Source organism: uncultured Methanobrevibacter sp., from assembly GCF_902774605.1.
Lineage (GTDB): Archaea > Methanobacteriota > Methanobacteria > Methanobacteriales > Methanobacteriaceae > Methanocatella.
Window position 1 is genome coordinate 22,674 of the sequence record NZ_CACYJE010000009.1, and the last position, 13,223, is coordinate 35,896.

At 35.4% G+C, this 13,223-nt stretch carries 4 protein-coding genes; all 4 read left to right on the top strand.

What is annotated here, in order from left to right:
* The first annotated feature begins 7 nt into the window (after positions 1–7).
* Entirely contained in the window at positions 8–7,009 is a 7,002-nt protein-coding gene (locus QZU77_RS03430; protein WP_295600042.1) for a tropomyosin, read from the top strand.
* Positions 7,010–7,208: 199 nt separating this feature from the next.
* Positions 7,209–10,916, top strand: a complete 3,708-nt coding sequence (locus QZU77_RS03435) for a DUF3344 domain-containing protein (protein ID WP_295600045.1) — start codon at positions 7,209–7,211, stop codon at positions 10,914–10,916.
* Positions 10,917–10,984: 68 nt separating this feature from the next.
* Positions 10,985–11,560 carry a flavodoxin family protein gene (locus tag QZU77_RS03440; protein ID WP_295600048.1) on the top strand — a complete coding sequence of 192 codons (576 nt, stop codon included), beginning with the start codon at positions 10,985–10,987 and terminating at the stop codon, positions 11,558–11,560.
* 49 nt (positions 11,561–11,609) lie between these two features.
* Positions 11,610–13,169: a flippase gene (locus tag QZU77_RS03445; protein ID WP_295600051.1), complete on the top strand. Its 1,560-nt coding sequence runs from the start codon at positions 11,610–11,612 to the stop codon at positions 13,167–13,169.
* Positions 13,170–13,223 lie beyond the last annotated feature (54 nt).

A 13,223-nucleotide genomic window follows, 5' to 3' on the forward strand; every position in this document is an offset into this window, starting at 1 on the left:
AGATGAATTGAAAGATTCAAGTCAGGTTGTCGAAACAATTCCTCAAGCCGATACAGGGGTTGTTTCAGGAGGAGTTGACTTAACTACTTATAATGGTAGGACTACAACAGGTAATGTGGTGTATACAGTTCCAGTTAATCAAACCAATCTTAAATCTGCAATAGTTGTTGTAAATGTTTATTCAGGTAGTGGAGCTGAGACATATGGTCTTTATTCCAATGTTACATTAAATACAAACAATGGACTGGAAGTTTTGGGATATGAAACATTAACATTTGATACTAATCTCGCAAACGATCCAACTGTTTATTATGTAAATGACCACACTACCAAACAATATTCAGACTACCAAATGGTTTACGATATTACAAACAAGGTCAAAAACTTAAATCCTGGAGATACCATCACTGTAGGTGTTGAAAACACAAAGATTCCAGACAAACTATTTGATGGTAATATTAAATTAATTGGCCTATTCTATGCTTATGATGATGGGGATGAAGATAAGTATACTTATTGGTTACATTTAGGTCAGTTATGGAGATCTGCAACCACCGGTAATTTTAATTTTGCAACTCAGAATTATAATGGTAAAACTGATGATATTTCATTAAGGACAATCGCATTATCCAGTTCACTTGCAGATTCTTATAAAATTAACAATAATGAAATTACTCCAACTAGCGTAACCCCAGGGGACTATTATTCTAATGATATTAAATGGGACAATATTGCGTATGCATTTAGTTCTGGAAGTGAAACCAATTTCTCCTTTGAAAAAAGTTCCGGTTCCTATAAAACTAATGTCGCTTTGTTGGTGGTTAGAGAACAATATGAAACCGCACCTATAACTGAAGTTTATGTTAATTATGCTACAGGTTCCGATGATTATGCGGGAACAAGTTCAGAAAACTCATTTAAAACAATTGAACATGCATTAAGTGTAATTGAACCAAATGGAATCATTCATTTAAGTGGTGTAAACTACTTGGATAATGTTGGCGTTGATGGTATTTCCATTGATAAAAATGTTTCCATTATTGGTATGGGTGATGATGCTGTAATCGATGCTAACAATAATGGTAGGATTTTCAGTATTGGTGCTTATACAGTCAATTTATCTAATTTGGCATTTGTCAATGCTAATGTTGCTGGTGCCAGCGATAAACGTGGAGGAGCATTATGGGTCAATGGGGCTACTTTAACAGTTGATAATTGTAAATTCATCAATAACACTGCAGGTACAAGTTCATCCTACGGTGGAGCCATCAACTTAAAATCTGCTACAGCAACCATTAGAGATTCCTATTTCGAAAACAACTCTGCATGGTATGCTGCTGGTGCAATTAATGCTGAAAATAGTAATGTGCTTTTAAACATTACAGGCTCAACATTTACTAACAATGTTATTTTAAACAATGGATGGTCCGCAGGAGCTGCAATATGTGCCTATAATACTGTAATAATTGACAGATCAATGTTTTATGGTAACAGATTAACTGACACTACCCGTAATGGTAAATCCATCAACGAATACAGTACTGGCAGTTTAACAATCACCAATTCTGTTTTATTGGATGGTGAAAAAGGAGTATGGATTGCAACCGGCCCAACTGTTTTAGAAAATAACTGGTGGGGAAACAATGACACTACCAAAGATACCAATCCAAAAGACTTAGGATACACAAATGCTGATGTAACTTCCTATTTATATCTTAATATGGTAATGTATGCAACTGGTATGGATATAGATGATGTGGCAACTGTAAATATTAACTTGGTTTCAAGTGATGACAGTGAATTTGATATGCCAAATCTTCCTGCAACCATTGCTGCTGTAAATGGAGATGTTAATCCTGAAACTACCACTCTCGTCAATGGTATTGCATCTGTTGCATATACAATCACTGAAGTTGGAAACAATGCTGTAACTGTTGATGTTTTAGGAATTAAAGATACTGTAACTTTATCTTCTGAAGATGTAGTTTCAACCGCTATAGTTTATGTAAACTCAACTGGCGGTTCTGATTCAAACTCTGGAAATAGCTGGGAAAATGCATTTAAAACAATTGAAAAGGCTGTAAGTGCTGTAGAAGAGGATGGAACAATTTATGTTGCTGATGGTTTCTATCAATTAGGTGATTCTGTTCCTGCAGCAGGTATTTCTATAACTAAAAACATCGCTATCATCGGTCAAAGTACAAATGCTGTAATTTCAGGTGGTAATGCAAAAAGAATATTTACTATTGGTGTAGATTGTACTTTAAACATTACTAAATTAACTTTAACTGAAGGTAAAGGTACTTATGGTGGTGCTATTCAGATTGAAGATGGTGGAAATACAAACCCTGTCCGTCAAGGTTATTTAATAATTTCCGATTCAATTATTTCAAATTCTCAAGCAACTACTATCGGAGGAGCTATTGGAACAAATAGGGGAACTATCAGCAATATTAACAATGTCACATTCGTAGGCAATAGTGCACCTATCGGTGGGGCGGTAGGTTCATCTCAAAAAGGAACTGTTAATATTGGAGAAAATTGTAAATTTATTGAAAATAGTGCTTCTGGTCGTGGATCCGTGATTTATGCTCAAGCAGAAGTAACCACAGGTAAAAACAACCTATTTTATGGAAATATTGCAACTGGCAACTATGGTTATGGTGCTATATTTGGTTATGGATTTGATATAGGTCCCGCTAATGTATTTATTAATAACAAAGCAGCAGCAGGTGGATCATTATATCTTGGTGGAAACAGATATTCTGGAACCGGTAGCTATTGTATATTCATTAATAATACAGATAATGATGGTTACACTATTGCAAAACAAAGTAAAAACCGCCCAGTAACCCTTAATAATTGTTATTGGGGAACAAATACTCCTGATTTCAGTGCTTTATGTAATGGGGCTATAACTTATACCAATTATTTGGTATTGAATATATCTTCAGATAGTGATGAAATCCATGTTGGTGAAAATGTGGTCATCACTGTCGATTTGACTAAAAATCAGAATGGTGGAACTGTAGATATTAATTCACTTCCAGGCAGTCTACCTTTAGTATTCGCAGTTGTTAACGGTAATGTAAATCCAATTACAACAGAGCTTGTAAATGGTGTTGGAACAACTACTTATTCACCTTCTGTAATGGGTGAAGGTTCTGTGACAGCTAATATTTATGCAGTTGCTGAAACTTACACCTTAAATGTATTGCCTGAAGCTGGAACAGTATTTGTTAATAGTACTGGTGGCTTAGATACTAATGCAGGTGACAGTTGGACAAATGCTGTTAAAACTATTAAACATGCTTTGGAAATTGTTGGTGAAAATAGAACAATTTATGTTGCTGATGGTATTTATTATTTAGAAGATGTTTCCGTTGATGGATTAACCATTGATAAAAATGTTTCCATTATTGGTATGGGAGATAATATTGTCATCGATGCTAATAATAATGGTAGAATATTCAATATTGATGGTTCAACAGTTACTTTGAATAATTTAATTTTCACCCATGCGGACGTTTCCAATGCTACAGTTAAACGTGGTGGAGCACTATACGTAACCAGTTCAATTTTAAATATTGATAATTGTAAGTTCATTGACAATACTGCTGGAATTTCTGGCAGTTATTCAGGTGCAATCAATTTAATAGGATCCAATACTACAATTTCCAATTCCTACTTTGAAAATAACACTGCATGGTATGGTGGTAGTGCAATTAATGCACAATCTGGAAATATCTTTGTCAATATCCAAAATTCCCAATTCATTAACAATAGGGCTCTGAACACAGGATATGCAATGGGTGGAGCACTCATGATTTATGGTGATTCCATCATTAACAGGTCAGTTCTTTTCAATAATAGTTTAGGTGATAAATCTAGGGCAAATGCTGGTCAAGCAATCAACTATGGTCAAGGTAATCATGTTCTTGTCAATTCAGTATTGATAGGCGAAGGATTATTGACAGTTAACCTAGGAAATAGTGCTGTCGTTTCATTAGAAGACAACTGGTGGGGAAACAATGACACAACCAAAGACACAAATCCTAAAGATTTAGGACACACAAACGGTAATGTGGAATCTTATTTAGTTTTATCTTCAACTATAGATAAAGATTTAATTTTTGCTGGTGATTTGGTTACTGTTACCACTACATTAGGCAATGTAATTGAATTGCCTGTTGTATTCGATGCTAATTTAGGCAGTGTAACTCCTAATGAAGCAACTATTCTTGGTCAGGTAGTGTCTACTTATAATGCCACTGACATGGGAGATGTTATTGTTACAGTTGATGTGTTAGGAATTAAAAATGAAATTAAATTCACTGTAAAAGAATCTCTTCCTAATGTTGCTATTGCTCAAGTCAAAACTCCTTGGAACGATGGAATCTATCCGGGAGTTAACAATACTTTCACTATCACATTAAATAATTTAGAAAATGACCCTGTGGAAGGTTTAGTCCTTGAAGTATATTCCAATGAAACCGGTGAATTAATTGCTAGTTACACTATCGATTCATTAGTTGCTGGAACTTCAACAATTTCAGTGACAGACCCTACAATTCGTCCAATAACAGAACAGACTGTATGGCCTACTGCAAGAGATAATAAGATTAGATTCACATTTAATTTAATGAGGGGAGAAGATGTGGCTGCCACATTAAGTGTTGACAAAATGCTTGCATATGACGGATATTTAAATAAGACATATGCATATGGTGGTCATGACAATATCATAAACAGAAATTACACAATTACTGGAGACATTATCATTGCTACACAGGATGAGAGCGTTTACATGGATCAATTATCAAGGTTCAGAAATGAAACATGGAACATTGAAACACCTGAAGATGCAGAAAATATTAGAGCATTCTTATACTTCAACTATAACTGGGATACTTCATTCTTCCCTAACGGATGGACTTTAACATTCAATGATGTTGAAATAACCGCTGATTATATCTCTTATGAAAGAGATAGAGGTAACCTAGGTGGTTGGGGTGCATATGACTATGGTCTTTTAGTATTTGATGTAACTGAGTATTATAAGGCAAATCAAAATAATTCTTTCGTCATTGAAAAAACCGGCAATTGTGCATTATATCCATCAACTTTATATGTATTATATGACATGCCAAACAGCCATGTAACCAAGGATGTTTACTTCAGCGATATTTGTGACGTATTCTATCCAAACTATAACATGAATGGCTATGACGACTTGATTAAATTTGTTGTTGATTATAATGGATTGAATTTAGAAAATATGACTGAAGCTACCTGGTATGTATTTAGTGGTTCTTCTTCAACTAACAATATTCTTTTATTCAATGATAAGGAAGAAAATGCGTTCATTGGACGTACTTCTAATAGCTGTTATGCTTTAGAATTGGATGTAACTGATTACATTTCTGAAAACAATAAAGCATGGTTCATTTCAACCAATAGGTCTACAACCACTGTCGCTTATGAACAGGTATTGGTTATTACTAAAGTTTCAACTGTTGAAACTTCTATAGAAATTACATCAATCCAAGGTAACGGCACTATTTTAGGAATTCTAAAAGATAATTCTGGTTTAGGAGTAGCTAATCAAATCATCAACTTAACTGTTGATGGTACAAGCTTCGCAAGCACCGTCACTAATGATGCTGGTGAATTCACAATAATTGGTAAAAACGGTGTAAATAACATTATTTTTGAAGGAGATAATGTATTTTTAACTTCAATCAAGTCAATCACCTTAACTGACATTGCTTCAAATGAGGAAACCAACAAAACAATTTCAGATTTAGAAAAACAATTAGAAGAAGCTCAGGCTAATGCCACTGCTTTGGCTGATGAGCTTGATGATGCTAAGGCTAATTTGACTGCTGCTGATGAGAAAATTGCTGGTTTGGAAAGTGATCTTGCTGAAGCAAATCAAAAAATTGCTAATTTGACTAGTCAATTAGAAAATATCACTGCCCAATTGGCAAATAAAACTTCTGAAGTAGCTAACTTAACTGATCAATTGGCTGAGGCTCAGGCTAATGCTACTGCTTTGGCTGATGAGCTTGCTGATGCTAAGGCTAATTTGACTGCTGCTGATGAAAGAATTGCTGATTTGGAAAGTGATCTTGCTGAAGCAAATCAAAAGGTTGGTAACTTAACTGATCAATTGGCTGAGGCTAACAGTAATATCACTAGTTTAACTGAAAAATTATCAACTGTCACTACTCAATTGGCTGAGGCTCAGGCTAATGCTACTGCTTTGGCTGATGAGCTTGCTGATGCTAAGGCTAATTTGACTGCTGCAGAAGCTAAAGTTGCTGATTTGACTAATAAATTGGCTGATGCTAATAATAATATTACTAATTTGACTGATAAATTAGCTAATATCACTGCTCAATTGGAAGAAGCTCAAAAACAAATTCAAAACCTGTCTTCTGAGTTAATCCCTACAGCAATCACAGCAAATGCCTTAAAAATTAAAGCTTTAAATAGTGGAAACTTCCAAGTCACCTTAAAAGATAATAAAGGTAATGCTTTAGCAAATAAAACAGTATCCATTATTATTAATGGTGTAACAAAACAAGTAACCACTGATGCCAATGGTATTGCAAAATTATCAGTTAAATACTCAACTGCTGGTACTTACAATGTGGTAGTCACATTCTTGGGTGATAAAACATACTCAGCTACTGTAGCAACCGGTAAAATTACCGTAACTAAAAAGGCTACAAAAATCACCGCTCCTAAAAAGAAATTTAAAGTTAAGAAGAAAACCAAAAAGGTTAAAATCACTTTAAAATCTGAAGGAAAAGCTTTGGCTAAAAAGAAAATCACTTTAACTGTCAAAGGTAAAACTTTCAAAGCTAAAACCAATTCAAAAGGTGTGGCTACAATTAAAGTTAAACTTAATAAAAGAGGAACTTTCAAGTACAAAGTGAAATTCGCTGGTGATGGAGCTTACAAAGCAATCAGTAAAAAAGGTAAAATTGTAATCAAAAAATAGAGATTAACTTCTCTATTTTTTATCTATTTTTTTGTATTTTGCTCAAATTTTCAACTTTTTGGAAAAACTTATATTATTATTTTTAATAAATATATTATCTAAATAATAAAATATTATTAAAAATTATTAAGGTAGGACAATGATTAATAAAAAATTTTTTCTAATTATTTTAACATTTGTTCTCATCATTAATGTTAGTATGGTCTTTGCTGAAGACACTAATGATTTAAATCAAACTACTGATGATACGGACATATTATCTATTGATGATGAGAGTGTTGGCTTGCAGGAGATTGAATCATCTTCTGTCGATGAAAAATTATCTGATTCTCATGAAGATATTTTAAAAGATGGGGTCATAAGCGACGACATCCCTCTTGTTGAGAAAGGTGTTGTTTCAGGAGGTGTGGATTTAACAGCTACACATCCATGGGCGCCTAGTGATAGTGTTAACGGTAATCACGGTGGAATAACTTATTTAATACCATCAGAAGCCACTGACATTAAGTTTGCACATGTTTATGTTAATATTTATGCGGGAAGTGCACAGCCAACTTATGATATAATTGCAAATACTACTATAACCACTGCTAATGCCACTTCTACTCATTCAGAATATTTATGGTATCCAAGTGGAGTAATTGACGGTACAAGATTTGTTTTAAATGATTATATAGATAAAGTCTATTCTGATTATATGATCTTTTATAATATAACAGATATGGTTCAAGGATTGAATGGGACTTCAGTGTCTGTTGATGTTCTTTCCCTACCTGGAAGCAAACAATTCGACGGCAGGATTAAGTTGGTATCTTTAATTCTTGCATATGATGACGGTGATGATGATGAGGTCTTCTACCAGTTCAATGCAGGTCAAGCATGGACTAATGCCAAGACTGGTGTTTCTTTTGATGCCGGTGAAATTGAATTAGGGGATAATGGTAAGGTAACTCTTACAAATATTGGACTTTCAAGCATTGATGCGTTTTATGAGTTGAATGGTATGCCTCTAATTTCTCAGGAGGATTTTGGGGATGTTTACATTGATGGAAGTTATTACCAATATCACGAGTGGGATTTAACTGACCTATTTGAACCTGAGTTTTATTTGGAATGCACAGCCAGTTCTTCCGGATGGGCTTCATTTAAAGAGGCCATGTCCCTTTTGGTCGTTGACAACAGTTTTTATTCTAGAGATGCTGCTGGTAGCGATGAACTCTCATTCAGAACAGAGTATTCATTAGGTACCACTCCAATCATCCTTGTTTATGCAGGTACCAATAATACCATAACAGCTTCCGTTAAAGTGAATAACGCAGGAAATTATAACCTTAAGTTATTGGCTGATGGTGTGGAAGTGGATAGCGTTAACGTTAATTTGCAAAGATTGGTGGCTACAACCGTTCATCTTACTGATCCTACAATCAGGGCTGTTGACAAAAACACTGATTATAAGGCAAATCATGATAAAACTAATTACACTTTATTATTGTATTATGATGGGGAAATAGTCAATTCGTTTTCCAGTCTCATTCCGGTTCTCTACAATGGTCTTTTAAGTAAAGATCTCGCATATGAATCAGGTTATGACATTCCATTCTCATACAATGCTTCAATCACTGGAGATATTGTAGTTGATGTTAAAGATGAGAACACATACTTGAATAGAAAAGATTTAAACAGAACAGATGTTTGGAATCTGGAATTGCCTAGCGGTTCTAATCTTGTTAGGGCATTTATTTATGTTCCTTATAATTACTATATTCCAAATTATCTCAATAACATTACTGAAGATGAAAATCTGATTGAAGCCACATTCAACGGAAACAAATTGAACGTATGTGGATATTATAGGGATCAATCCAATATTCTTCATGCATTTACAACTGAATATCCTTATGCAGTATATGGATATGGTGTTTTCATTTATGATGTGACTGACTATCTTAGAAATGGTGATAATACATTGTTCCTCAAGAAATTTGATGAATATCCTGCATTAAATCCAAGCACCCTGGTATACATGTATAACATGACAGGTAGCGATACTGTAAAATTTATTTATATAGACAATACTGCAGATATTCTTGAAAACTCTTACAATGTGGCCAACAGGCCAGTCGAATTGAAAACCAGATTCAATGTCAGTTCCGAATTGGTTCAATCTGCCGATTTTTACGTTTTTGCTGCAACAGACGATTCCGGTGATGAAGCATATATTATTTTTAATGGTGAAAAAACCAAATGGACAATTGAAGGCAGACAAACCTCTTTTAAAAAGTTAAATATTAAAAGAACAGTTAAGGATATCAACAATGTCACTGTTGGTGCCTATTCCAATGTGCCTGGATACAGACTCTTTGCATTGCAGCAAATAATGGTGTTAACCAAAAAAATACAGACTTCTGTTTCTTCAATAAACACAGAATATGATAACGTTGCCTTTGCAGGCACTTCTAACAAAGTATACATCGAAATTAAAAACACAAGAAGTGGCGAGTTTACAGTTAAGCTGTATGCGGATAATGTCTTCATAGGTTCACAGGATATTATTCTAAATGGAAAAAGTGATACAATATCATTAATTGACCCAACAATCAGGCCGATTGATGGAAATACAGTTTATGGTGGGGACAATGATAAAGTCAACTACCTGGCTGAAATAATATTCAATGGAGAGAAGATTAGTTCATATTCAATTAATGCACCTATATTATATGATGGATACTTAGGAAAAGATTTTTCATATCATTCAAATGCCTTTAATCCTTTCTTTAATGGAACAATAACCGGGGATATTGTAATTGATATCAAGGATTACAATTCCTATCTGGATAATTACGGCACTTCCAGGACAGATGTATGGACTGTAACCTTGCCTGCCAATTCTATCCTTGTAAAATCATTAATATATGTACCTTATAGTTACTTCAACCCTAATGAAGGATTATCCGAAAATTTAAGCATGTTTTCAACAAGATTCAATGATGTTGAAATAACTCCTATTATGCTGTACAGGGATCAAATCAACTTTGGAAGAGAAGCTGATTATGGATATGGTGTTTTGGTTTATGATGTAAGCCAATTAATTAAGGCAGGTTCCAATTCATTTGCTTTAACTAAAAAATCAAACATTCCATTTGTTTATCCGTCAACCCTAATTTATATGTACAATACAACAGGAAGCAAAACCATTAAGGATGTTTACATTTCAAATGATGCAGATTTGCTCTCTTTCGTTGACTTCAATGATTTGAATAGGGAAGTTAAGGTGGATTCTGTATTTAATGTTAACTCTAGTGGGAAAGTAGATGCTAAACTGTATATTTTTGCTGCTGGTGCTCAAAAGGGTGAAGGTAATGTTATTTTCAATAACATGTTAAATGAAGATGTTTGGAATGGAAATTCCAATTCCACAGATTTGTATGTCTTAGATGTCACCAATTCAATTGGGGATGCCAATTCAGTATCATTTATTTCAACCAATTCTTATTTATTGGCATTGCAACAGATTATTGTAATTACTAAAGAAGCTCCTAAGGAGGACGATACTTCTACAAACACTACTCCGGGAGATTCCACTAATCCTGATACCAATAAACAAGGCACTGCTAAAGTAACCAAAAAAGCAACTAAAATAACTGCTAAAAAGAAAAAATTCAAGGCAAAAACCAAAATTAAAAAATACTCAATTACCTTAAAATCCGGTAATAAAGCTGTTAAAAAGGTTAAAGTTACTATTAAAATAGGTAAGAAAACTTACACTGCAAAAACCAACAGTAAGGGTAAAGCAACCTTTAAAATTAAGAAACTAACCAAAAAAGGCAAATATAATGCAGTTATTAAGTTTAAAGGAAACAGTGCTTACAAAGCATCAAGTAAAAAAGTGAAAATAACTATTAAATAGAGATTTATTTCTCTATTTATTCTATTTTTTAATAAAATATTTTAATTGATTTGGCTAAAACTATCTTCATGAAAGTTTTTGGAATCTGTGCAAGTCCCCGTAAGAGCACAACAGAATATATTTTAACACAGGCACTAAAAAAATTAAATTGTGAAACAGAAATGTTTACATGTAATGGTAAAGATTTAAAGCCATGTCTTCATTGTGACTATTGTCTTGAAAACAAGAAATGCATCATACAGGACGATATGGGTGAGGTATATGAGAATCTTCAAAGCGCTGACGGAATCATTCTGGCAACTCCGGTTCAGTCAGGATCCGTTTCAGCAAACCTTTCGATAATAATGGACCGTACAAGGGCACTGGAAGCCATTGACTATAATCTTTTAAGGGGAAAAATCGGCATGAGTATTGCCGTTGGAGGTGACCGCACCGGGGGGCAGGATTTCGCACATCTCGCAAATATAACCTACTTCATGATACATGGAATAATACCGGTCAGCGGTGGGCCTTTCGGTTCAAACTTGGGTGCATCATTCTGGTCACAGGATTCAATTGAGGAAATAAAGAAGGATGATTATGGCATGGAGTCATTGAACAGAACTTTGGTTGAATTTGAAAATTTCTTAAATAAATATATTTAAATATCAAAATCAATTTATATTATTAATAACTAATTTTTAAGGTTAAATTATGGCTAACAAATTGGTGCGTGGCAGTTTCATCATTCTCATAGGAAACATAATCTTCCGTATCGGAGGTTATGTCTACCGTTTCCTTATGGCGATACTGTTGGGACCTACTGCGTATGGTATATTGGGAATCACACTGCCTTTCCAGGGCATTTTCCAGACATTGTCTGCTGGGGGCTTGCCTCCGGCAATTGCAAAGTATGTTGCAGAGTACGAGGCTGTTGACGAGAAGGACATGGCGAGACAGACCATATACACGGCCTTGAAGATAATGGTGTTTCTGGGACTCTTCTTTGGGGTATTGATGATTTTCGTCGTGGCGCCGTATCTGGCCTATGACTATCTTGGAAAGCCTGCCGCACTGGTTCCGCTGCAGATTGTCGGTCTAATCACTCCGTTCAGCGTTATCGTGGGTGCGTTCAGGGGAGCGTTCCAGGGAGTGTACAAGATGGAGTATATCGTCTACACCCGTGCCGTGGAGCAGCTCGGTATGATTTTATGTGCCACTGCGTTCGTTCTCATAGGATTGTCCACTGTAGGGGCCCTATGGGGTACAGTGTTAGGCTATTCCCTTTCTGTTGTGGCTGCAGTCTACATCTTCAAGTACCATATGGGCAAGTTCATACCTAAGGCCAGCGACGACTTTGTATTCACTCGCAAGGATGAGATGAAGCTTGCAGGAACATTGGTGAAGTTCTCCATACCTGTAATCATCACTGCGATTGCCGAAATGCTTATCTACAACATTTGCACAATCGTAATGGGCAAGTTTCTGACATTTGCAGACATCGGGTTTTTTGCAGCCGCAGACCCAATTGCGCGCCTGCCGCTGATCATTTCAATTTCAATTGCAACCACAATACTTCCTGCCTCATCCGAGGCGTTCAAGCTGAAGGACATTGACATGCTTCAGAAGTATGTCTCCGAGGCCTATAAGTTCTCATTGCTGTTCGTTGTCCCAATGTGTGTCGGTCTGGCATTGTTCGCTTCACCTACATTGAGGATACTCTACTTTAAGAACCCTGCATATGTTGCGGGTGCGGGCGCATTGGCAATACTTTCAATCGGAATGACATTCTATTCAATTTTCGCGATTTCAACCAGCATAATCCAGGGCATAGGCAATCCTAGAATCCCAATGTACATCCTTGTCGGCGGTGCAGTCGTGACAGGCGTATTGAACTGGATCATGGTTCCGACCATGGGCATTGCCGGAGGGGCATTGGCAACCAGTATAGCATGCCTTTTGATGATGATTCCATGTGTCTATTTCGTATTCAGGCTGACTGAAACAAAGGCTCCGGCATCATCGGTCATTAAGATTATAGCTGCCGCATTGATAATGGGGGTTTTTGCTTTCTTCATTCCAAAATCCACATTATGGCTATTCCCGGGCATCATTGCATGTGTGATTGTTTATTTCTTCGCATTGATACTGGTCAAGTTCTTCCAAAAGGATGATATTGAGAGTTTAAGGCATCTCTCTTCCAGATTCGGCCCCCTATCCAAGATTGTCAATAAGATGTTGAATCTTGTTGAGAAATTGGAATTTAGAAACTAAACTATTTAAAATATGAAAAAAATATATATAATATTATATTTTGGGGGATTTATA